Here is a 21,402-nt window from a genome sequence, read left to right on the forward strand (position 1 = left end):
CGCAGAACAGTCCAAAAAAGTTTTTCGCTTGCATTTTTATAGTCCTGTTCTAGCGTCTTGGGTAGTTCGGTTCCTACGGCCGAATGTGGAAGGTTTGTCAAAGGAACGACAGGTCATCTGCCTCCCTTTCTAACCTGTGGTCCAGCAAGGGAAAGCGATGAACGGGCCTCCCCGATGCATTGCGCCCGCCCATCGCATCGGAGTCCGCCGACATGGCAGAAAGCACCCAGCACAAGCTCGACCGGGTTCGCCCGCCCCGAGTGCAAATCACCTACGACGTCGAAATCGGCAACGCCATCGAGAAAAAGGAATTGCCGCTGGTGGTCGGGATCCTCGCCGACTTGTCCGGCAAGCCCCTGGAGCCGTTGCCGAAACTGACCGAACGGCGCTTCACCGAAATCGACCGCGACAACTTCAACGAAGTGCTCGCCTCCATCGCTCCCCGCGCCACGATCCAGGTCAACAACACGCTGACCGGCGACGAGAGCAAGCTCAACATCGAACTGAACTTCAAGCACATCGACGATTTCGACCCGGTCAAGGTGGTGGAGCAAGTCACCCCGCTGCGCCGCCTGTTCGAAGCCCGTCAGCGCCTGCGCGACCTGTTGACCAAGCTCGACGGCAACGACGACCTGGACAAGCTGCTGCGCGATGTCATCGCCAACACCGAAGGCTTGCAGGAGATCAAGTCGGCTCGCCCGGACACCGCTGTCCCGGCCGCTGACGCCGAAGCGCCGGCCGAACCGCAAGCCTGACCGTCCACTTGAATCCAGGGAGAATCCACCATGCCCGCCGCCGCCCAGAACGAAGCCAGTGAAGGCACGACCCAGACCTTGTCCCTGCTGGACAAGATCATCGCCGAGGGCCGCATGGCCCACGACGACAGCCAGCAGGACTACGCCCGCGACATGCTCGCGGAGTTCGCCACCCAGGTGCTTGACGAAGGCATGGCCATCGACAAGGACACCGTGGCCATGATCAACGACCGCATCAGCCAGATCGACGAGCTGATCAGCGCCCAGCTCAACGAAGTGCTGCACCACCCGGATCTGCAGAAGCTCGAAGCGTCCTGGCGCGGCCTGCACATGCTGGTGCAGAACACCGAGACCAGCACCCGGCTGAAGCTGCGCCTGCTCAACGTCACCCAGAAAGAGCTGCAGAACGATCTGGAGAAAGCCGTCGAGTTCGACCAGAGCGCCCTGTTCAAGAAAATCTACGAAGAGGAATACGGCACCTTCGGCGGCCACCCCTTCAGCCTGCTGGTGGGCGACTACACCTTCGGCCGGCATCCGCAGGACATCGGCCTGCTGGAGAAACTCTCCAACGTCGCCGCCGCTGCCCACGCCCCGTTCATCGCCGCCGCCAGCCCACGGCTGTTCGACATGAACAGCTTCACCGAACTGGCGGTGCCGCGTGACCTGTCGAAAGTCTTCGAGAGCCAGGAACTGATCAAGTGGCGCTCGTTCCGCGAAAGCGAAGACTCACGCTACGTGTCGCTGGTGCTGCCGCACTTCCTGCTGCGTCTGCCCTACGGGCCGGACACCTCGCCGGTGGAAGGCATCAACTACGTCGAGGACGTCAACGGCACCGACCACAGCAAGTACCTGTGGGGCAACGCCGCCTGGGCGCTGTCGCAGCGCATCACCGAGGCCTTCGCCAAGTACGGCTGGTGCGCGGCGATCCGCGGGGCCGAGGGCGGCGGCGCGGTCGAAGGCCTGCCGGCGCACACCTTCCGCACCAGCTCCGGCGACCTGTCGCTCAAGTGCCCGACCGAGGTGGCCATCACCGACCGCCGCGAAAAAGAGCTGAACGACCTCGGCTTCATCGCCCTGTGCCACAAGAAGAACAGCGACATCGCGGTGTTCTTCGGCGGCCAGACCACCAACAAGTCCAAGGTCTACAACACCAACGAGGCCAACGCCAACGCGCGGATCTCGGCGATGCTGCCGTACGTGCTCGCCGCGTCGCGGTTCGCCCATTACCTGAAGGTGATCATGCGCGACAAGGTCGGCAGCTTCATGACCCGCGACAACGTGCAGAGCTACCTCAACAACTGGATCGCCGACTACGTGCTGATCAACGACAACGCGCCCCAGGAGATCAAGGCGCAGTACCCGTTGCGCGAAGCGCGGGTGGACGTCACCGAAGTCGCCGGCAAGCCCGGCGCCTATCGGGCCACGGTGTTCCTGCGGCCGCACTTCCAGCTTGAGGAACTGACCGCGTCGATCCGCCTGGTCGCGACCTTGCCGCCGCCGGTGGCGGCCTGACCGGCCCTCGCCCGCCGGCACCGCCGGCGGGCCTCTCCCGTTTGCCTAGCGCGACAACCTTCAGGAGTTCCAAGCGATGGATGCAATCATTCTCGACCTCGGCGGCGACATCAAAGGCGACAGCCTGCTCGAGGGCTACGCGGACAAGATCGAAGTCATGTCCTACAGCCACAACGTGGCCATGCAAGTGACCAACGACGTCAGCAACTCGGAACGCACCAGCGGCAAGCCCCACGTCGGCGAGTTCACCCTGACCAAGTTCGTCGACACCTCCACCCCGTCCCTCAACGAATACTGCTGCGCCGGCAAGCCGATCCCGGAAGCCAAGATCACCATCGGCCGCAACGCCGCCGAAGGCAGCGGCCAGTTGCTGCCCTTCATCATCTACACCCTGACCAACGTGGTGATCTCCAACGTCAGCGTCAGCGGCGGCACGGGCGGCAAGCCGGTCGAGACCCTGTCCCTGAACTTCACCAAGATCAAGTGGGAGCTCACCGCACAGAAGGACGACGGCACCAAGGAAGGCACCGCCGCTTCGACCTGGGACATGGCCGCGAACAAGCTGGTCAGTTAAGCGGACGCCCCGGCCATGGCAGACACCGGCATCCTGGCGCCGCTGTTCGAACGGCTCGCCTCCAGCGAGCACGACGGCGCGCCGGTGTTCGACCGCCAGGCGCTGCTCGACTCGGTGCACACCGAGCTGTCACGCCTGTTCAACACCCGCCGGGGCCCCAAGACCCTGACCCGCCCGCCCAGCGTCATCGACTACGGCATCGCCGACTGGAGCGCCCTGCAACAGCAGCGCAGCGATGACCGCCGGCGCCTTTCGCGGGACATCCGCGAAGCCATCGACCGGTTCGAACCGCGCCTGCGCCTGGGCGAGGTTCAGGTCAATCCCCTGCCCGAACATCCCCAGCGGCTGAGCATCCGCCTGCTCGGCGAACTGCGCAGCGGCCAGCGGCACTGGCCGGTGGCGTTCGTCATCGAGCCCGGCGACGAAGGGCTGGAGGTGCGCCATGAGCGACTCGATTGACCCGCAACTGCTCGACTACTACCAACGGGAACTGACCTGGCTGCGCCATGCCGGCAGTCAGTTCGCCGAGCGTTATCCCAAGGTCGCGCGGCGCCTCGAACTGTCGCCGGGCGAATGCCCCGACCCGCATGTGGAACGGCTGCTGGAAGGTTTCGCCCTGCTCGCCGCCCGCCTGCAACGGCGGCTGGACGACGACTACGCCGAGTTCAGCGATGCCCTGCTGGAGCAGCTGTACCCGCTGGCCATGCGGCCGATGCCGTCCTGCGCCATCGTGCAGTTCGAACCCGACCCGAGCAAAGGCAAGCTCGACGGCGGCTACCCGCTGCCCCGGGACACGCCGCTGTTCGTCACCACCGACAAGGGCGACAGCATCCACTTTCGCACCAGCGCGGCAGTGCGCCTATGGCCGCTGAAGGTCAGCGAAGCGTTGCTGCTGGGCAGCGACGAAGCGCAGGCCCTGACCGGCGTCGCCAGCGCCCGCTCTGCCCTGCGCCTGAGCCTGCAATGCCTGGGCGAAAGCCAGTGGCGCGAGCTGGGCATCGAGACGCTGCGCATTCACCTGACCGCCTCGCCGGTGATCAACGCCTGCCTGTGCGACCTGCTCGGCGCCCATGCCGTGCAGGTGCTGACCGGCCCGCCGGGCAGCGTGCCCGAGGCGCTCAAGGGGTTGCCGCAGGTGGTCGGTTTCGCCGATGACGAGGCCCTGCTGCCGGACGAAGACGGCGTGCATCCGGGCATGCGCCTGCTCGCCGAATACTTCGCGTTCCCGGACAAATTCCACTTCTTCGACCTGCCGCTGGCCGGCGCCGCCAGCGACAGCCAGACCCTGTACCTGTACATCGTGTTCGACCGGGCCCCGGCCAGTCGTCTGTCGTTGCAGGCCAGCGACATCGCCCTGGGCTGCGCGCCGGTGATCAACCTGTTCCCGCGCACGTCCGAGCCGCTGCGCCCGGACGGCACCCGCAGCGAATACCGCCTGATCGCCGACAGCCACCGGGAAAACAGCGTGGAGATCCACAGCATCCGCGCCATGCGCGCCAGCTCCGCCGCCGGCGTGCAGCGGGTGCCGGCCTATTACGGCAGCCAGCACAGCGGCGGCGACCAGCAGCGTTACTGGCATGCGCGGCGGGTCAGCGGCATGACGCCCAACCGGCTCGGCAGCGACCTGTTGGTGAGCGTGGTCGACACCCGTTTCGAACCGTCGACCGACCTGCCCGACTACAGCCTCACGGCGGAGCTGCTGTGCACCAACCGTCACCTGGCCCAGAGCCTGCCGGCCGGCACGCCGCTGGGTTTCGAGCGGCCGGGGCCGGTGGCCTGGGCGCGCCTGCGCAACCCGCCGAGCCCGCAGAGTCTCCCACGCCTGGACGGCGCGTCGCGCTGGCGCCTGGTGTCGCAGCTGACCCTCAATCACCTGTCACTGGTCGAAGGCCCGCAGGCGCTCGATGCGCTCAAGGAAATCCTCCATCTGCACAACCTGCGCGACGAAGCCAGCGCACTGCGCCAGATCGAAGGCCTGGCGCACCTGGCCTGCGAGCGGGTGATCGGCCATGTCGGCGCCGATGCCTGGCGCGGCTGGCGCAATGGCCTTGAGGTGCAACTGCAGCTCGACCCGCACCATTTCGTCGGCAGCAGCGCCGTGCTGTTTTCCGCCGTGCTGGCGCAGTTCTTCTCGCTCTACGCGACCGCCAACCGTTTCGTGCGCACGGTGCTGATGCAGGCCGACAGGGAGGTCAAGGCATGGCAACCCCAAGCCGGCATGCCCCTGTCGCTCTGAGCCTGGGCCAGCGCCTGCGCCGCGATCCGCAGGCGTTCGAATGGCTGCAGGCGCTGTTGCTGCTGGAGCGTGAGCAGCCCCAGGCCGAGTCCCTGGGCAGCGGCACCGCGCCCCAGGCCGAAGCCGTGAAGCTGCGCGGGCCGCTGACCCCGATCTTCCCCACCAGCCAGATCGAGCGCCTGCGCGAAGAGCCGGGCCAGCCGCTGACGTTGGAGACGCCGGTGTTCGGCCTCGGCGGCCCCGACGGCCCCCTGCCCTATGCCTATCAGGAGTGGCTGCAGCAGCGGGCCCGGGCCAAGGACCACGCGCCCGCCGAGTTCCTCGACCTGTTCCAGCACCGCTTGCTGAGCCTGCTGTACAAGGTGATGCGCAAGCACCGGATCGCCCTCGGTTTCACCACGCCCGGTGCCTCGCCGGTGCAGGCGCAGTTGCGGGCGTTGACCGGGCTGCTGCCCAAGTCCTTGCAGGAGCGTCAGGCCGTACCCGACTGCGCGGTGCTGGCCTGCACGGCCCTGTACGCCGACGGCCGCCGCTCCCTGGCCGGGTTCGCCGCCATTGTGCGGGAGCAGTTCGAAGTGCCCGTGGAGCTCAACGCCTATGAAGGCGCCTGGCGCGAGATCCCGCCCGCCAGCCGCAGCGTCATGAAGGCCGGCGGACGCAATCTGCAGCTCGGCCGCAGCGCCGTGGCCGGCACCCGCGTGTGGGACGAGCACGCCGGCATCCGCCTGACCCTCGGCCCGTTGCCTCAGGCTGCGGCCGCGCGCTTCCTGCCGGACGGCGAAGCGCACCCGGCGCTGGCCAGCCTCGCGGCGCTGTACTTCGGCCCGGACCTGGACGTCACCCTGGTGCTGCTGATTCGCGGCGCCGGCCCGCTGAAGCTCGGGCGCCAGGCCCCAGCCCTGCTGAGCTGGAACGGCGGCCTGCAACGTCAGGCCAGCCTGGCGGTGCAGCGGATCGAAACCCGTCTTCGCCAGTTGGAGATCACCTGAGATGGAACTGGCCAGCCTGATCGGGCGCCTCAACCCCGACAACCGCCGCGCCCTCGAACGGGCCGCCCAGCGCTGCCTGCAACGGGGCCACCACTTCGTCGAGATCGAACACCTGCTGCTGGAGCTGCTCGACATCGAGGGCGGCGACCTGGCGTTCCTGCTGCCGCGCTTCGGCCTGGAGCGCGATGCCCTGACGGCGGAAATCAACAAGGCGCTGGACCTGTTCAAGTCCGGCAGCACCCGCACGCCAGCCCTGTCGAACCACACCCTCGGCCTGCTGGAGGACGCCGTGGTGCAGGCCAGCGTGCTGGGGCTCGACAGCATCCGCTCAGGCCTCCTGCTGCTGGCGCTGATCGACCGCGACGAACGCCGCAGCCTGCTGCTCAACAGCGCCTCGTCCTTGCTGCGCATCCCCAAGGAAGCACTGCGGGCGAACTTGCTGGAATGGACAGAGAACTCCCGCGAGCACGTCGGCCCGCGCACCGTCCCGAACGCAGGCCCGGTTCCCCGGCAGGATTCGGTGCTGGACCTGTACACCCAGGACCTGACCGCCGACGCCCACGCCGGACGCATCGACCCGATCGTCGGCCGCGACGGCGAGATCCGCCAGTGCATCGACATCCTCCTGCGGCGCCGGCAGAACAACCCGATCCTGGTGGGCGCGCCGGGCGTGGGCAAGACCGCCGTGGTCGAAGGCCTGGCCCTGCGCATCGCCGCCGGCGATGTGCCGCCGTCCTTGCAGGAGGTCAGCCTGCGGGTGCTCGACCTCGGCCTGCTGCAGGCCGGGGCCGGGGTCAAGGGCGAGTTCGAACAACGGCTCAAAGGCGTGATCGACGCGGTGCGCAGCGCCGACAAGCCGATCATCCTGTTCATCGACGAAGCCCACACCCTGATCGGCGCCGGTGGCTCCGAAGGCGGCAGCGACGCCGCCAACCTGCTGAAGCCGGCGCTGGCCCGGGGCGAACTGCGCACCCTCGCCGCCACCACCTGGATGGAATACAAGAAATACTTCGAGAAGGATCCGGCCCTCGCCCGCCGCTTCCAATTGGTGCAAGTGGAGGAGCCGGACGAAACCACCGCCGTGGAGATGCTCCGGGGCGTGGCCGCCAAACTGGAGCAGCACCACGGCGTGCAGGTGCTCGACGCGGCGATCCATGAGGCGGTGAAACTGTCGCACCGCTACATTTCCGGCCGCCAGTTGCCCGACAAGGCCATCAGCGTGCTCGACACCGCGTGCGCCCGGGTCGCCCTCGGCCAGCACGACGTGCCGCCGCCGCTGGAAAGCCTGCGTCACCGTCAGCAAAGCCTCAAGGAAGAGCTCGAACGCCTGCGCCGCGAGCAAGCCACGGGCCTGGACCACCGCGAACGCATCACCGGGCTTGAGAGCGAATCGACCGCCAACGTCCAGGCGATCCGCGAACTGGAGACCCGCTGGAGCGAAGAGCGCGTGGCCGTGCGCGAACTGCTCGACACCCGCCGCGAACTGCTCGACCTGAGCGAACGCGCCGACAGCGACAGGCCCGACGAAGCCACCGACAGCCGCATCGATCACCTGGCCGCCGAACTGCTGCGCCTGGAGGCCGGGCTCGACGCGATCCGCCAGGACGATCCGCTGGTGCCCGAACAGGTCGACGGCAAGACCGTCGCCGCCGTCATCGCCGGCTGGACCGGCATCCCCGTCGGCAAGATGCTCGCCGACGAGGCCCACGCCGTGCGCACCCTCGGTCAGCGCATGGGCCAGCGGGTGATGGGCCAGAGCACCGCGCTCGGCACCATCGCCCAGCGTCTGCAGGCCTACCGCGCCGGCCTGACCGATCCGCAGAAACCGGTGGGCGTGTTCCTGCTGGTGGGCCCCACCGGCGTCGGCAAGACCGAAACCGCCTACGCGCTGGCCGACGCCCTGTACGGCGGCGAGCGCAACCTGATCAGCATCAACCTCTCCGAATACCAGGAAGCCCACACCGTCAGCCAGCTCAAGGGCGCCCCGCCCGGCTACGTCGGCTACGGCAGCGGCGGCGTGCTCACCGAGGCCGTGCGGCGCAAGCCGTATTCGGTGGTGCTGCTGGATGAGATCGAGAAGGCCCATCCGGACGTGCTGGAGGCGTTCTACAACGTGTTCGACAAGGGCCTGATGGAAGACGGCACCGGGCTGGTGGTGGACTTCAAGAACACCGTGATGCTCGCCACCAGCAACGTCGGCGCAGAGCTGCTGCTCGACACGCCCGCCGCGCAGATCGGCTCCGAAGCCTTCAACGAAGCGCTGCACAAGGTGCTGCTGCAAGCCTTCCGCCCAGCGTTCCTGGCGCGCATGACGGTGGTCGCCTACCGGCCGCTGGACGAAGCGACGCTGGAAGGGATCGTGCTGGCCAAGCTTGAGAAACTGCGCGGACGCTATAAGGCCGCGACCGGCAAACCGTTCGAATTTGATGCCGGAATCGTCAAGGCGGTGCTCGCCAAATGCAGCGCGGCGGGTGCGCGGGATGTCGAGAATGTGTTGATGACGCAGGTGACGGGGAAGTTGGCGGAATGGGCGCTGGAATGAGCGCCGAATCACGTTTTGCAGTGGATCTGCTGACCAGGACAAGGAGAAAGCCAGATGCGTTACAAATGCGCAAGCTGTGAAACGGAGTTCAATCACCAGACGCTGACCTGCCCGGTTTGCCACTCCGACAGCATCTATCAAAGCCTGGTGGACCAGGACCCTGGCGATCTGAACAGCGTGGTGACCCGAGATGCGCACAAAGACTTTCACCGTCCCTCAACGAACCTGGGAAACTTTGATATTCACTACAGCGCGGCAAGGCACCTCATCTCCATCACGGTGAAGATTCATCCCACCTACGATGACCGCTACTACAAGGTCTTGAGCGAGGAGGAGCAGAACACCCACCTGTCCTTGACCGGCAAGCTGCTCAGAAAGGTTCAGTCGACCACTGACGCCGCGCCAAGCGCCCACAAGAAAGGCGTGCTCAGCGAGTTCACCGCAGCGGCCAAGAAAGCCATACCGCTGACCTGGAACAACCGGTTCGAAATCGTGCACAAGCGCTTCAGCGGCCCGCCGATCAAGATCGAATTCGCTCTCGAGGCGTCCGACCTGCAAAGCTCGCACTACGAAGTCGAGATCATCGATGCGAACGAACACATCTCCAACCAGGCGACGGTGCTGGAGACCGGCAGCACACCCGGCACGTCCTATCATCGGGCCATGTTCACCAGCGATGTGTCCGGCCCCAGCGGTTCAGGCTTCAAGCGCGAGCAGATCATCGGCAACCTGGTGGCCGGCTACAAGATTCCCTTTCCGAACTACAGCACAGCCTCGCCCGCCCTCCCGGTCGCCTCCTCCTCATCGGCCCATCACCCGAGCGACCACACCGGCATCGGCGCTGACCAGGACGAGCGCGCCGGCAAAAAGCTGCTGCGCGAGTTCGCCACCGAATTCAGAAGGGTCATCGCCGGCACCGACTACAAGAGGTTCAAGATCCTCGTTGAGATCAAAGCCCCCATCAACAGAACCGGGAGCCTGCTGGAATACCTGTTCAGCGAGCTTGCCCCCCAGGAAACGGAAATAGCCCGACGCAACATCCGTCACCTGTTCGGCCCGATGGGCTCAGCGGAGCGCTACATAAAAATAAGCATTGCCTCCGCCGATCCGACCTGCACGACCCCCGCCCAACATGTTCGGCAAATCATGCTGGACACCGATGCGCCGTCCCCCGCGAAGGCCTGCCCGGCACAGATAACCATCTGCCATGAGTTTGGCCACATGCTGGGGCTGCCGGACGAATACGTGTGCATCAGCCACTCGGCGGAAAACAATCTCCGGCGCCTGGGCATGAATGTGTTTCGCAGCGATCACGCCTTCGAGAGCTGGAACGAGCTGCAACTGCCGAACCCCGGACAGCGCATGAGCGATGTGGTCAGGGACAATCAGAAAAGGTTCCTGCAGTTGTGCGACAGGGCCGACCTTCCTCCGCCCCTGTTCGGCCACTCCACCACCAGCCTGATGTCCGCCGGCTCGGTTCTGCATGAGCATCATGCGGTCACGATCCTTGAGGCTTTCTGTGCCTGCATGGGCGGCGCGACGCAAATCGATGACTGGAAGGTCCGCATGCTCTGAGCGGCGGACGACCGACTGTTTCTCTGTACACGCCTCACTACAGGTCTCTGTCATGCCCTACAAAATTCTCATGTGGAACACGCAGCACCTCAACAACCAGAGCAAAAAGGAATCGGAGGCCTACCAGGCAAAAGCCGCCTACCTGATCAAAGTGCTGCTCATCAGAAGGCCGGACCTGCTTGCGCTCTTCGAGACAGGCACCACGGGCACGCCGAACGTGAGCGTGGAGAAGCTTCTCAATGCCCAGGGGTATCAGTTGGTGCATGCCCTGGACAACGAAGGCGGGATCCGCATCGACACCACGTTGGGTTCGATGGTGTTCGTCAGGAATGAATTGGCGGGGGCTTTTCAGATGCTGCCCGGCTACGTGCTGGGCGCCTCTGAGCGGCGTGCGCCGATCATCATACGGCACCGGTACAACCACGACGCCTTGGCGTTCTACCACGCCAATTCGTCCTACAAGGCCGTCGAGTTGACGGCGGAAACCATCAACTTCATCGTCGAAAACTACCGCGAAAGTTTCCGTGAACTGATTTTCTTCGGGGGCGACCTCAACGCCATGCCCCACGAGAACCACAAGGTCATCCATCCCCGGGGCCACAAGCCCCTGCAACCCAACTGCCCCCCCACCGCGGGCACCCATATCCAGATCATCAACAAGACGCGCCAGCAGGCGCAGCGGGACTGGCGCCTCAATGTCGAGTATGTGTACGACTTCGACCAAGGCATCGATGTGCCCTTGCAAACCCTTGAACACTGGCAAAAGCGGTTCAAGTGGGACGAGGCCATCACCGAGGATGAATACGTGGCGGCCGCTCGGGTGCTCGACTACGCGTACGTCACCGATACCTATCGCTGGAGCTGCGAATGCGACGGGTATGCCGAAGGCACGCCGAACGGCAGCGGCGGCTTCAAGGCCATCAGGCGCATCAGCCATGGCGAGGTGATTCGCAGCGACCATTTCCCCGTGTTCTATTTCGGCAAGAGACACGACGAAGAGGCCATGTTTCTGGTTCACATCGCCGAAGACCCTCATCTCAGCGCCTCGCTGAGGCATCGGCTCGGCGCGGCGGAGCAGCCCGTCACCCTGCGTTTCGGTTCGTTCAAATCGTCACCGGTGGTGATGGAAGCGCCGGTTGGCGCGACCTACTGGGCCTGGGCCAACGCAAAGACCCTGCGGGTTGCATCCAGCACCAACCTGGTGGCGAGCTTTCGGTACAAGAAACAGACGGGCGTCACCTGGCCGGCCATTCTCGAGTTTCCGTCGTTTTCCGGGCCCGGCGGCAGCGGTGCGGCAATCACGCTTTACGTCACCGGCATCGATTACCAGTAAGTCGGGGCCGCATGCCTCTCGACACCGCCACCCACGAACCGGACTTCCCCCAGCAGGCCCCCCCATGCCCCGCGCCACCGACAGCAACACCAGCCTCTCCCTCACCGCCTCTTCGCTGTCGGCGCTGTTCCCTGAGTCGCTGTCCGGCGACGAAGCGCTCAACGCGCTGGGCTCCCAGATTCTCAACGGCCTCAACGACGGCGCCGCCCTCACCCTGAGCAGCGCCGTCGCCACCCACGTCACCACCACCCTGCACAACGATGCGCAGAGCCGGCCGTTCGACGGCCTGGTCGCCGAGATCCGCCAGTTGCCGGCCGACGCCACCGCCGAACGCTACCAACTGCTGCTGCGCCCGTGGCTGTGGTGGCTGAACCTGGCCAGCAACAACCGGGTGTTCCAGAACCTCAGCACCTCGGACATCGTCACCACGATCTTCAACGCCCACGGGTTCAGCGACTTCAAGCTCTCGCTGACCGGCAGCTACACGCCCCGCGAGTATTGCGTGCAGTACGGCGAAACCGACTTCGCCTTCGTGTCGCGCCTGCTGGAGGAGGAAGGGATCTTCTGGTTCTTCACCCACGACGACGGCAAGCACACCCTGGTGCTGGGCGACAGCAACGATGCCTTCGTGCAGATCCCCAACGGGCCGAAGGTCAAGTACCTGGGCCAGCAGTTGGGCGAGCGTGAGCTGCACGGTATCCGCACCGGCCAAGTGTGCGTGCAGGCCGTGGCCGGGGTGTACCGGGCGACCGATTATGAATTCACCACACCCACCACCTCGCTCTACGGCCAGGCCGAGGCCGTGGCCGGGCCGCGTTCGGTGTACGAGCACCCCGGCGGCTACAACGCCAAGGCCCGGGGCGATGCGCTGACCAAATTGCGGGTCGACGGCCTGCGCAGCGAGGAGAAGCGCTTCGTCGGCGAGAGCGACTGCCGCTGGCTGGTGCCGGGACACTGGTTCACCCTCGACGGCCACGACGACGAGAGCCTGAACGTCGATTGGGTGGTGACGCGGGTCGTCCACGACGCCAGCCACCTCGACTACCGCAACCGCTTCGAGGCAATCCCCAAGGCCACACCGTTCCGTCCGCAGCGGCTCACGGCCAAACCGCGCATGCACCCGCAGACCGCCGTGGTGGTGGGCAAGTCCGGCGAGGAGATCTGGACCGACGAGTACGGGCGGATCAAGGTGCAGTTCCCCTGGGACCGCGACGGCAAGAACGACGAGACCAGCTCCTGCTGGGTGCGCGTGGTGCTGCCCTGGAGCGGCAAGGGGTTCGGCATGCAGTTCGTGCCGCGCATCGGCCAGGAGGTGATCGTGACCTTCATCGACGGCGATCCGGACCGGCCGCTGGTGACCGGCTGCGTGTACAACGGCGACAACGCCCTGCCTTACGCCCTGCCCGCCAACCAGACCCAGTCGGGCATCAAGACCCAGTCGTCCAAGGGCGGCGGCGGTTTCAACGAATTGCGCTTCGAGGACAAGAAAGACGCCGAGGAAGTGTTCCTGCAAGCGCAGAAGGATCTGAAGGTCAACGTGCTCAACGACACCACCGCCACCGTCGGCCACGACGAGACCCTCACGGTGCAGAACGCCCGCACCCGTACGGTCAAGGACGGCGACGAAACCGTGACCCTGGAAAAGGGCAAGCGCAGCGTGACCATCCAGACCGGCAGCGACTCGCTCGACGTGAAGGACAGCCGCACCGTGAAGGTCGGCGCCGACCAGAACCACAGCACCGGCGGCAACTACACCGACAAGGTCACCGGCGACTACAGCCTGACAGTGGACGGCAACCTGACCATCAAGGTCAGCGGCACCCTCACCCTGCAGAGCGGCGGCAGTTTCACGATCAAGAGCGGCGCCGACCTGGCGGTCCAGGCGAGTACGTCGATCAGCCAGAAGGCCGGCACGTCACTGGCCAACCAGGCCGGCACCTCGCTGGACAACAAGGCCGGGACTACGCTGACCAACGACGCCGGCATCAGCCTGACCAACAAGGGCGCCGCGTCGCAGACCGTGGACGGCGGCGGCATGCTGACCATCAAGGGCGGGCTGGTGCAGGTCAACTGACGGGGGAAAGGCATGGCGATCACACCGCTGGATGTGCAGCAGGACGACAAGCACCTCAAGGGCCGCCTGCAGGACGGGCAGCTCGACGGTGCGTTGCAGATCAAGGACGACGGCCGGGCCCAGGCGAACCTCAACTACAGCCAGGGCGAGCTGCAAGGCACGTCCCTGCTCTATCACCCCAACGGCAAGGTCTCGGCGCAGTTGCCGTTCGTGCGCGACAAGCTGCAAGGGGTCGCCAGTTTCTACGCCCCCGAAGGCTGGCTGCAGCGCAAGGCCACTTACCGGCGCGGCTTGCTGCACGGCGAGGCGTCGAACTTCTTTCCCGACGGGCAGTTGGCCGAGGCCGAGTTCTACCGCGACGGCGTGCGGGAGGGGCGCTATCAGCGGTTCCATCCCAACGGCAAACCGGCGGTTCAGGCTCGCTACCTGAACGGGCAACTGGTGGAACCGGAACAGGCGTTCGCCGACGACGGCCGGCCGCTGGACGCCGACGGCAAGCCAATCTCGCGGGTGCGCTGGTGGTTCAGGCGCTGGACGGATCCGCAGCAGGCCTGAGGGCACCGGTCGCCAGGACGGGCCTCATCGCCAGCAGGCTGGCTCCCACAAGGGAATGGTGGCTGGCTTCCGCAAGGGACTGCTGCTCAATGGCTCTCCATTGTGGGAGCCAGCCTGCTGGCGATGGGGCCGGCCCCTGCGGCGCAAGGCCTCAGGGGATGAGCATCTGCACCTGCCCCGGCATCGCGATCTTGATCACCCCCGCCCAGTTGCACATCAGCGTGCTGTTGGCGTCGATGGCCGGCATGCCGCCCAGCAGCAAGGTCGGCGCGCCGCCGGGGATCCACGGCGTGGCGGTGGCGGGAATGCACGGCATCGGCGTCAGCACCCCCAGCGCCGCCGCCGTGGCGGCGGCCACCATCGGATTGGCCATGCTCATGCACATGCCGAACGGCAGGATGTTGACCAGCGGAATGTGATCCATGATGTTCGCCGCCGGCATCCCGCCGGTCAGCGTGCGGTTGACCGGCAGCACGTTGAGCGCTGACGGCGCGGCGCCGAAACTGCATTGCAGCGTGGCGCCGGCACAGACTTGCGGACAGCCCATCTCAAAGCTCCTTGCCCAAAGCCGCAGACCCGCTAAACCTTAGCCTGCCGCGCCGCCGGGCGCACATTCCCGAGGGTGATTATCCGCCAACACGCTAACCTATAAGACCGGCGCGCCCTTGTGACCCGTCCGGCACGCCATTAGATTAGCCAATGATGTCTGGCCTCCAAAATAAGCAGAAGGGATAAGCATGGCGCTTACTGACCAGTCCACCCGTATCCGCTCCGGCGAAGAACTCGACGCCGGCCTGATCGACCCGTACCTCAAGGCGCACATTCCGGGCCTGACCGGCACTCCGCGGATCAGTCAGTTCCCCGGTGGCGCATCGAACCTGACTTACCTTCTGGAGTACCCGGAGCAGGAATTCGTCCTGCGCCGTCCGCCGTTCGGCCACAAGGCCAAGTCCGCCCACGACATGGGCCGCGAATTCCGCATCCTCAACCAGCTGCGCGACGGTTTCCCGTACTGCCCCAAGGCCTATGTGCACTGCACCGACGAATCGGTGATGGGCGCCGAGTTCTACGTGATGGAACGGGTCAAGGGCATCATCCTGCGCTCCGACCTGCCGCCGGAACTGGGCCTGGATGCGCAGAAGACCGAAGCCCTGTGCAAGAGCTTCATCGACAAGTTCGTCGAGTTGCACCGGGTCGACTACAAGGCCTGCGGCCTGGCCGACCTGGGAAAGCCTGAAGGCTACGTCGCCCGCCAGATCAAGGGCTGGAGCGAGCGCTACGAAAAGGCCCTGACCCCGGACGCGCCGCACTGGGAAGCGGTCAAGGCCTGGCTCAACGACAAGATGCCGGCCGACCACCCGACCTCCAGCATCGTCCACAACGACTACCGCTTCGACAACGTGATCCTCGACCCGGACAACCCGATGCAGATCATCGGCGTGCTGGACTGGGAGCTGACCACCCTCGGCGATCCGCTGATGGATCTGGGCAACACCCTCGCCTACTGGATCCAGGCCGACGACCCGGCGCCGGTGCAACTGATGCGCCGCCAGCCGAGCCACGCGCCGGGCATGCTGACCCGCCGCGAGTTCGTCGACTACTACGCCGAGCGCGCCGGGATCGCCATCGACAACTTCGACTTCTACTACACCTACGGCCTGTTCCGCCTGGCCGGCATCGTGCAGCAGATCTACTACCGCTTCTACCACGGCCAGACCCAGGACAAACGCTTCGCGCAGTTCATCCACATGAACAAGCTGCTGGAGCAGATGAGCCTGCAGGTCATTTCGAAATCCAGCCTCTGAGCTCAACGCCCGAGCCCCATTGCCCAAGGAAACCCCATGTCCAAGACTCAGTTGTTCGACCTCGACGGCAAGATCGCTTTCGTCTCCGGCGCCAGCCGCGGCATCGGTGAAGCCATCGCCAAACTGCTGGCCCAGCAAGGCGCCCACGTGATCGTCTCGAGCCGCAAGCTCGAAGGCTGCCAGCACGTCGCCGACGCGATCATCGCCGCCGGCGGCAAGGCCACCGCCATCGCCTGCCACATCGGCGAAATGGAGCAGATCAGCCAGGTGTTCGCCGGGATCAAGGAACAGTTCGGACGCCTGGACATCCTGGTCAACAACGCCGCGACCAACCCGCAGTTCTGCAACGTGCTGGACACCGACCTCGGCGCCTTCCAGAAGACCGTGGACGTGAACATCCGCGGCTACTTCTTCATGTCCGTGGAGGCCGGCAAGCTGATGCGCGAGAACGGCGGCGGCAGCATCATCAACGTCGCCTCGATCAACGGCGTTTCGCCGGGCATCTTCCAGGGCATCTACTCGGTGACCAAGGCCGCCGTGATCAACATGACCAAGGTGTTCGCCAAGGAATGCGCGCAGTTCGGCATCCGCTGCAACGCGCTGCTGCCGGGCCTGACCGACACCAAGTTCGCCTCGGCGCTGGTCAAGAACGACGCCATCCTCAAGACCGCCCTGGCGCAGATCCCGCTCAAGCGCGTGGCCGACCCGAGCGAAATGGCCGGCGCCGTGCTGTACCTGGCCAGCGACGCGTCGAGCTACACCACCGGCGTTTCGCTGAATGTGGACGGCGGTTTCCTGTCCTGATCCCAGCCCAAAAAACTGTAGGAGCCAGCCTGCTGGCGATGAGGCCGGCACTGCCGACATCTCTAGTGCCTGATCCACCGCTATCGCTGGCAAGCCAGCTCCCACAGGTATCCCGGGTGTTCCCAAGAATCATGCTCACCACCAAAAACTGTGGGAGCTGCGGTGCGACGATTCGACTTGCCAGCGATTTGGCCGGCACTGCCGACCTCTCTGGTGGCTGACCCACCGCCATCGCCAGCAGGCTGGCTCCCACAGGGGATCTCAGGTGTTCGCAGGAGCCCTGCACACCGCAATGTCACTGGGTGACGCAGCGGGTCGTGGTGGTGTGTCGGGTCACTTGGCCGTCGGCGTACATGTCGCCGGACACGTCGGTGTTTTCCAGGGTCTGGCAGGTGCGCACCGGCTCTGGCGGCGGTAGGGCCGGTGGAGGTGGCGGAGGGCTGGCGCAGCCGCCGAGAAGGGCCATGGCGAAAATCCACGGCAAGGGTTCAAGCACGCGTTTCCCAAGTCTGTTCATAGGTTGGCCCGCGATGAATGGATGACTCAATTCCCGCCGCTGCGCGTTGATCCACCCGGCCACGGGAAACCCACCACTCATTCTTTATAGCTCAGCCACCCGCAAGCGCCAGTGAAACGGCGCCGCGCAGCCGGGCGGGCTGTCGATTCCGCGTCAGGCCAGCCCCGGATCCGACGCGTCGAGGGAATTGCACTGCAACTCGTAACGCAGCTCCTCGACCAGCGCCGCCACCGCCTCGGGCGTGCGCAAGGCATCGACGCTCAGACCGCTGATCACCAGATCCACCTGCCCCGAGACCGGGTGATAGAGCTTCACCGTCAGCGAGTGCTCGCCGTCCACCGTGCAGGCGCAGGCCAAGGGCGAGAAGCTGTGCTCAAGCCGGGCCCGCAGCTGGGCCAGCGTGATCATAGCAAGCGCCTTGTGGGGGAGCTTGCGGTGATGAAGGGAGAATGGTTCATGGGGCGGATCCTTCAGCGGTTCTCAGGGGCGCACACGACAGGCGCCCCGCCAGCTTAAGAATCGACCCGGCGGGCAAGAACCCGAATTTGCACCGCCTCCACTAGTGCATTTGCACCTTACCGCTGGCCCCGGTTGCCCCACCCGGCGGAAAACAGCCCCCGCTCCCGGGCCCAGACGATGGCCTCGCTGCGGCTGTGCACATCGAGCTTGGAATACACCGTCGCCACATGGTTGCGCACCGTGTTCGGCGCCAGCTTCAGCCGCGCGGCGATCTCCTTGTCGGCCAGGCCCTCGCAGATCAGCCCCAGCACATCGCGCTCCCGGGCCGTGAGGTCGGTGAACGCAACGCCCGGCAACTGCGGTGCGTTGATCTTCTTCACATTGGCCAGTTTCTCGATCAGCGTGCGGCTGAACCACGAGGCGTCCTTCATCACCTCCTCGATCGCCGCCACCAGTTCCAGCTCGGTGCGCTTGCGCTCGGTGATGTCCATCAGCACCAGCAGGTAGCAGGGCCGGTCGTGGATGTTGACGGTGTCGGCGGACACCGCGCACTCCAGCAGCTCAGCGTCCTTCTTGCGCACCTGCACCTCGACGCGGTCGACCCGGCCCGCCTTCTCCAGGGCCGTCATCAGCCGTGCCCGGCTCGCCGGGTCGGCGATGAAATCCAGTTGCGCAACGGTCTTGCCGATCACCTCGTCGTCGCCATAGGCCAAGGCATCGAGGAACGCCTGATTGACATCGATCACCCGCTGCTCGTCGGCGCTGCACACCAGGATCGGCACCGGCGTCAGGCGGAAAGCCTTGGCGAACCGCTCCTCGCTCTCGCGCAGCGCCAGCTCGGCCTTGTGCCGCAGCTCCATGTCGACGAAGGAAAACAGCATGCAGTCCTCATCGTTGAGCTGCAGCGGCTGGCCGGCCACGATCACCTGCTTGCTGCCGCCGTCGGGTAGCCGAAGCTCGGCCTGCATCTGCGGGATGGTCGCCACCTCGCGCAGGCGCTGGATCGCCAGATCCTTGCGTTCGGCCTGTTCCAGGATGTCGAGTTCGTAGGTGGAGGCGCCGATCACTTGGTCGCGGCTGTAGCCGGTCATTTCCAGGAAGCCCGGATTGACCTTGATGTAGCGCAGGTCACTGAGCCGGCAGATCACCGCCGGCGCCGGGTTGGCATGGAAGGTCTTCTCGAAGCGCTGCTCGGCGTTGGCCCAATCGGTGACGTCGCTCATGATCAGCACCAGCGACTCGGGTTCGCCGTCACGGTCGGTCAGCACCAGGCTGCGCACACTGTGCACCCAAGTGCGCTCATCATCACCGGCGGCTCTGGCCTCCACCAGCACATCGCTGAACGACTCGCCCGCCGCCACCCGATTGAGCGGGTATTGCTCAAGGGTCAAAGGATGGTTGTTGCGGTAGCGCAGGCTGAACCGCCCGGCATAGTCTTCGGCATCCTTGCCCAACGCCTCGACGCGGTCGACGCCATGCATCGCCAGCGCCGCTTCGTTGGCCCAGCGGATGCGCCGGTCGGGCTCCATCAGGATCACGCCGTCGGACAGGCCCGCAATGATCTGCTGCAACTGGCGGCGGTTGGTTTCGCTGATCAGGACATCTCGGCTCATCGGCCCTCCACAGGTTAGGGGGTGTGAGGGTTGTGACCACGCCCGTCCCGGAACGTGCGGGCGAGGTGCGCCCCGCTCCGCCCGTCCGGTCGTTAGCCCCGCAAGGAATTCTCGACTAACGTTAACGACTCAGCGACCCGCAAGCACCTGATCAAGGAGAGACAGATGACGAGCGACAACACCGCCGAACAGGTCTACCGCACCTGGTCCACCCCGATCCTGCTGGAGCTCAAGAAACGCGAGCACCAGATGGCGCCGGCCGAGCGCCTGGCGCTGCAGACCGTGATGATCGAACGACGGTTGCTGGACACCGGCAACCCCAACGGCAAGGACCGGCGCAAGCAGTCGGCGGGCCAGACCGATAAGGTCGAATGACGGCAGGCGCGAACCTGCCCGCGATGGCGAACCTGAGCCACCACAACAAGTGACTGACAGACCGCCATCGCGAGCAGCTCGCTCCCACAGGTCAAATGACGCTGAAACCTTCCCCGAGCCCCGCCAGTTTGTCGGGGTTGCGCATGATGTAGATCCGGTTCACCCGCCCGCCCCCGTCGAAGCCGAACGTCATGGCCGCCGTGACTTCGCCCTGCGCCTTGATCAGCACGCCCTTCGCTCCGTTGATCTCCACCGGCAGCCATTCCTGCGCCTGCCAGTAGGCATGCAGCGACTGCCCGACGAAGTCCAGCACATCCGATCTGCCGAACAGGGTCTGGCGGATCGCCGACGCTTTGCCGCCGCTGTCGGCGCACAGTTCGACGTCTTCGCTCAGCAGGGCGCTGAGCGACACGGTCGAACCGCCGGCGATGGCGGCCTCAAAGGCATCGAGCAGTTGCGACTGGCGTTCGGGCTCCGGCCGGTAGCGGCCCTGCCCGTCGCCGATCCGCGCCTTGGCGCGGGACACCAGTTTGCGGCAGGCCGGTTCCTGGATGCCCAGGGTCGCGGCGACCTGCGGATAGTCGAAATCGAAGATGTCGTGGAGCAGGTAGGCCGCACGCTCCTTCGGGCTCAACCGTTCGAGCATCAGCAGGAACGCCGTGGACAGCGACGAGGCCAACTCATGCATGTGCTCGGGCGACTCATGGTGGGTGGTGTGGATCGGCTCGGGCAGCCAGGTGCCGACGTAATCGACCCGCGAGCGCTGCGCCGAACGCAGCGCATCGATGCAATGGCGGGTGCAGGCGGTGGTCAGCCAGGCCGCCGGGGTGGCGATGGAGGCCCGGTCGGCCTCCATCCATTTGATGAACAGTTCCTGGACCGCATCCTCGGCCTCCGCGCGGGAGCCGAGGATGCGGTAGGCCAGGCCGAGCAGAAACGGCCGCCGCGCCTGAAAGGTGGCAACGCTGTCCTCAGCGAGATTCATCGGTCAGTGCCTCGACACCTGCAAACGGTTCCACAGGTTGATCATGCCGATCTCCCCCGTCAAGGCAGCGATCTGCCCGTCGTTGAAATGCTCGCGCAGGGCGCTGCGCAAAGGGGCGTAGTCAGTGTGCGGGTCGAGGACGGTCAATGCCTCGGTCCACGCCAGCGCCGCACGCTCGGCGGCGCTGAAATCGCTGACATGGCGCCAGACGATCAGGCGGTCCAGGCGTTCGTTGCTTTCCTGGGCCTCCCGCGCTTCGCGGCTGTGCATCTTCACGCAGAAACCGCATTGGTTGATCTGCGAGGCGCGCAAGTGAACCAGGTGCACCAGCGAGGGCGCAAGGTCGTGCGCGCCGAGGCTGACATGCACCTGGGCCAGGCTGTCGAAGACCTGGGGCATGGCGTGTTGCAGGTTGACCGCTTGAGTGTTGGACGACATCGCGTTGCTCCGTGTTTGAGGGATTCAACGGGATGACGATTCAGCCTCGCGGCTTGTGACACGAGACTCGACATTTCGCTGAGAGCCCCAGCCGCAGCAGCTCCTTGCGCAGGATCGACGGTTGCAGAACGGCTTCCCCGGCGTACCAGTCAAGCGCAACCAGGCGGCTGAGCTTGTCCTGGCTGATCGGCGGATCCGCAAGATAGCGGCTCTCGCCGTCGCGGATGCCGATGACGTTCAGCAACCAGTCCTCGCCCTGCC

Annotated in this window: 21 protein-coding genes; 14 read left to right on the forward strand and 7 right to left on the reverse strand. The window is 65.6% G+C overall.

The genetic code is table 11. The features are described from left to right. The first annotated feature begins 212 nt into the window (after positions 1–212). The 11 genes from tssB (at position 213) to CAG33_RS18255 (ending at position 14,145) form a co-directional block, all read left to right on the forward strand. The gene (gene tssB, locus CAG33_RS18205) at positions 213–755 is read left to right on the forward strand and encodes a type VI secretion system contractile sheath small subunit (protein WP_085583473.1); all 543 of its coding nucleotides are present in this window, start codon (positions 213–215) and stop codon (positions 753–755) included. A 30-nt stretch (positions 756–785) separates the two neighbouring features. Then, complete coding sequence (gene tssC, locus CAG33_RS18210) at positions 786–2,267, forward strand: type VI secretion system contractile sheath large subunit (protein WP_085583471.1); 1,482 nt, start codon at positions 786–788, stop codon at positions 2,265–2,267. 76 nt (positions 2,268–2,343) lie between these two features. Further along, complete coding sequence (locus CAG33_RS18215) at positions 2,344–2,841, forward strand: Hcp family type VI secretion system effector (RefSeq protein ID WP_007958866.1); 498 nt, start codon at positions 2,344–2,346, stop codon at positions 2,839–2,841. A gap of 15 nt (positions 2,842–2,856) precedes the next feature. Then, positions 2,857–3,300, forward strand: a complete 444-nt coding sequence (gene tssE / locus CAG33_RS18220; RefSeq protein WP_085639884.1) for a type VI secretion system baseplate subunit TssE — start codon at positions 2,857–2,859, stop codon at positions 3,298–3,300. Further along, positions 3,284–5,077 (forward strand): type VI secretion system baseplate subunit TssF, encoded by a 1,794-nt coding sequence (tssF, locus tag CAG33_RS18225; protein WP_085639887.1) that lies wholly within the window; start codon positions 3,284–3,286, stop codon positions 5,075–5,077. The genes tssE and tssF overlap by 17 nt, the downstream gene beginning before the upstream one ends. Beyond that, a complete protein-coding gene (tssG, locus tag CAG33_RS18230) occupies positions 5,041–6,066 on the forward strand; it encodes a type VI secretion system baseplate subunit TssG (RefSeq protein ID WP_085583465.1) in 1,026 nt (341 codons plus the stop codon). The genes tssF and tssG overlap by 37 nt, the downstream gene beginning before the upstream one ends. 1 nt (position 6,067) lies before the next feature. Beyond that, on the forward strand, positions 6,068–8,608 hold the full coding sequence (gene tssH, locus CAG33_RS18235) for a type VI secretion system ATPase TssH (protein ID WP_085639890.1): 2,541 nt from the start codon (positions 6,068–6,070) through the stop codon (positions 8,606–8,608). 54 nt (positions 8,609–8,662) lie between these two features. Next, a complete protein-coding gene (locus tag CAG33_RS18240; protein WP_085639893.1) occupies positions 8,663–10,183 on the forward strand; it encodes a hypothetical protein in 1,521 nt (506 codons plus the stop codon). A 52-nt stretch (positions 10,184–10,235) separates the two neighbouring features. Continuing rightward, the gene (locus CAG33_RS18245; RefSeq protein WP_085632607.1) at positions 10,236–11,516 is read left to right on the forward strand and encodes an endonuclease/exonuclease/phosphatase family protein; all 1,281 of its coding nucleotides are present in this window, start codon (positions 10,236–10,238) and stop codon (positions 11,514–11,516) included. A gap of 64 nt (positions 11,517–11,580) precedes the next feature. Continuing rightward, positions 11,581–13,590: a type VI secretion system tip protein VgrG gene (gene tssI, locus CAG33_RS18250; protein WP_085639896.1), complete on the forward strand. Its 2,010-nt coding sequence runs from the start codon at positions 11,581–11,583 to the stop codon at positions 13,588–13,590. Between the two features lie 12 nt (positions 13,591–13,602). Further along, on the forward strand, positions 13,603–14,145 hold the full coding sequence (locus CAG33_RS18255) for a toxin-antitoxin system YwqK family antitoxin (RefSeq protein ID WP_085583455.1): 543 nt from the start codon (positions 13,603–13,605) through the stop codon (positions 14,143–14,145). A gap of 151 nt (positions 14,146–14,296) precedes the next feature. Here CAG33_RS18255 and CAG33_RS18260 read toward each other — a convergent pair whose 3' ends face one another. After that, positions 14,297–14,692: a DUF4280 domain-containing protein gene (locus CAG33_RS18260; protein WP_085583453.1), complete on the reverse strand. Its 396-nt coding sequence runs from the start codon at positions 14,690–14,692 to the stop codon at positions 14,297–14,299. 190 nt (positions 14,693–14,882) lie between these two features. Between CAG33_RS18260 and CAG33_RS18265 the strand changes: the two genes are divergently transcribed. Both CAG33_RS18265 and CAG33_RS18270 read left to right on the forward strand, forming a co-directional pair. Next, positions 14,883–15,950 carry a phosphotransferase family protein gene (locus tag CAG33_RS18265; protein WP_085583451.1) on the forward strand — a complete coding sequence of 356 codons (1,068 nt, stop codon included), beginning with the start codon at positions 14,883–14,885 and terminating at the stop codon, positions 15,948–15,950. 36 nt (positions 15,951–15,986) lie between these two features. Continuing rightward, positions 15,987–16,754 carry an SDR family oxidoreductase gene (locus tag CAG33_RS18270; protein ID WP_085583449.1) on the forward strand — a complete coding sequence of 256 codons (768 nt, stop codon included), beginning with the start codon at positions 15,987–15,989 and terminating at the stop codon, positions 16,752–16,754. A gap of 295 nt (positions 16,755–17,049) precedes the next feature. Here the strand turns inward: CAG33_RS18270 and CAG33_RS28540 are convergent, their stop codons facing one another. From CAG33_RS28540 to CAG33_RS18280, 3 genes are all read right to left on the reverse strand, one after another. Then, positions 17,050–17,220 (reverse strand): hypothetical protein, encoded by a 171-nt coding sequence (locus CAG33_RS28540; RefSeq protein ID WP_170930025.1) that lies wholly within the window; start codon positions 17,218–17,220, stop codon positions 17,050–17,052. A 204-nt stretch (positions 17,221–17,424) separates the two neighbouring features. Then, positions 17,425–17,679 (reverse strand): DUF1652 domain-containing protein, encoded by a 255-nt coding sequence (locus CAG33_RS18275; RefSeq protein ID WP_085583447.1) that lies wholly within the window; start codon positions 17,677–17,679, stop codon positions 17,425–17,427. A gap of 167 nt (positions 17,680–17,846) precedes the next feature. Next, positions 17,847–19,343: a helix-turn-helix transcriptional regulator gene (locus CAG33_RS18280; RefSeq protein WP_085583445.1), complete on the reverse strand. Its 1,497-nt coding sequence runs from the start codon at positions 19,341–19,343 to the stop codon at positions 17,847–17,849. A 165-nt stretch (positions 19,344–19,508) separates the two neighbouring features. On the opposite strand from CAG33_RS18280, the gene CAG33_RS18285 reads away from it, so the two are divergent. Beyond that, the gene (locus tag CAG33_RS18285; RefSeq protein ID WP_085583443.1) at positions 19,509–19,718 is read left to right on the forward strand and encodes a hypothetical protein; all 210 of its coding nucleotides are present in this window, start codon (positions 19,509–19,511) and stop codon (positions 19,716–19,718) included. Between the two features lie 91 nt (positions 19,719–19,809). On the opposite strand, the gene sigJ is transcribed toward CAG33_RS18285, so the two are convergent. From sigJ to CAG33_RS18300, 3 genes are read right to left on the reverse strand one after another with little or no spacing between them, the layout of a single operon-like run. Continuing rightward, positions 19,810–20,703, reverse strand: a complete 894-nt coding sequence (sigJ, locus tag CAG33_RS18290) for an RNA polymerase sigma factor SigJ (RefSeq protein ID WP_085639899.1) — start codon at positions 20,701–20,703, stop codon at positions 19,810–19,812. 3 nt (positions 20,704–20,706) lie between these two features. After that, a complete protein-coding gene (locus CAG33_RS18295) occupies positions 20,707–21,141 on the reverse strand; it encodes a carboxymuconolactone decarboxylase family protein (protein WP_085632601.1) in 435 nt (144 codons plus the stop codon). Between the two features lie 40 nt (positions 21,142–21,181). Further along, positions 21,182–21,385, reverse strand: coding sequence for a hypothetical protein (locus CAG33_RS18300; RefSeq protein WP_085639902.1), 204 nt, complete (start codon positions 21,383–21,385; stop codon positions 21,182–21,184). Positions 21,386–21,402 lie beyond the last annotated feature (17 nt).

Origin of the sequence: Pseudomonas sp. B3(2017), from assembly GCF_002113595.1 — a bacterium.
In the GTDB taxonomy this organism is placed as follows: domain Bacteria; phylum Pseudomonadota; class Gammaproteobacteria; order Pseudomonadales; family Pseudomonadaceae; genus Aquipseudomonas; species Aquipseudomonas ekonensis.

Bases quoted from the DNA above. Each gene is read 5' to 3' on its own strand.
- sigJ (WP_085639899.1), bottom strand. From the start codon at position 20,703: ATGAATCTCGCTGAGGACAGCGTTGCCACCTTTCAGGCGCGGCGGCCG.
- tssB (WP_085583473.1), top strand. From the start codon at position 213: ATGGCAGAAAGCACCCAGCACAAGCTCGACCGGGTTCGCCCGCCCCGA.
- CAG33_RS18240 (WP_085639893.1), top strand. From the start codon at position 8,663: ATGCGTTACAAATGCGCAAGCTGTGAAACGGAGTTCAATCACCAGACG.
- tssE (WP_085639884.1), top strand. From the start codon at position 2,857: ATGGCAGACACCGGCATCCTGGCGCCGCTGTTCGAACGGCTCGCCTCC.
- CAG33_RS18270 (WP_085583449.1), top strand. From the start codon at position 15,987: ATGTCCAAGACTCAGTTGTTCGACCTCGACGGCAAGATCGCTTTCGTC.
- tssH (WP_085639890.1), top strand. From the start codon at position 6,068: ATGGAACTGGCCAGCCTGATCGGGCGCCTCAACCCCGACAACCGCCGC.
- CAG33_RS18285 (WP_085583443.1), top strand. From the start codon at position 19,509: ATGACGAGCGACAACACCGCCGAACAGGTCTACCGCACCTGGTCCACC.
- tssC (WP_085583471.1), top strand. From the start codon at position 786: ATGCCCGCCGCCGCCCAGAACGAAGCCAGTGAAGGCACGACCCAGACC.
- CAG33_RS18215 (WP_007958866.1), top strand. From the start codon at position 2,344: ATGGATGCAATCATTCTCGACCTCGGCGGCGACATCAAAGGCGACAGC.
- CAG33_RS18260 (WP_085583453.1), bottom strand. From the start codon at position 14,692: ATGGGCTGTCCGCAAGTCTGTGCCGGCGCCACGCTGCAATGCAGTTTC.
- CAG33_RS18295 (WP_085632601.1), bottom strand. From the start codon at position 21,141: ATGTCGTCCAACACTCAAGCGGTCAACCTGCAACACGCCATGCCCCAG.
- CAG33_RS18255 (WP_085583455.1), top strand. From the start codon at position 13,603: ATGGCGATCACACCGCTGGATGTGCAGCAGGACGACAAGCACCTCAAG.
- CAG33_RS18245 (WP_085632607.1), top strand. From the start codon at position 10,236: ATGCCCTACAAAATTCTCATGTGGAACACGCAGCACCTCAACAACCAG.
- tssI (WP_085639896.1), top strand. From the start codon at position 11,581: ATGCCCCGCGCCACCGACAGCAACACCAGCCTCTCCCTCACCGCCTCT.
- CAG33_RS18280 (WP_085583445.1), bottom strand. From the start codon at position 19,343: ATGAGCCGAGATGTCCTGATCAGCGAAACCAACCGCCGCCAGTTGCAG.
- tssG (WP_085583465.1), top strand. From the start codon at position 5,041: ATGGCAACCCCAAGCCGGCATGCCCCTGTCGCTCTGAGCCTGGGCCAG.
- tssF (WP_085639887.1), top strand. From the start codon at position 3,284: ATGAGCGACTCGATTGACCCGCAACTGCTCGACTACTACCAACGGGAA.
- CAG33_RS18265 (WP_085583451.1), top strand. From the start codon at position 14,883: ATGGCGCTTACTGACCAGTCCACCCGTATCCGCTCCGGCGAAGAACTC.
- CAG33_RS18275 (WP_085583447.1), bottom strand. From the start codon at position 17,679: ATGATCACGCTGGCCCAGCTGCGGGCCCGGCTTGAGCACAGCTTCTCG.
- CAG33_RS28540 (WP_170930025.1), bottom strand. From the start codon at position 17,220: ATGGCCCTTCTCGGCGGCTGCGCCAGCCCTCCGCCACCTCCACCGGCC.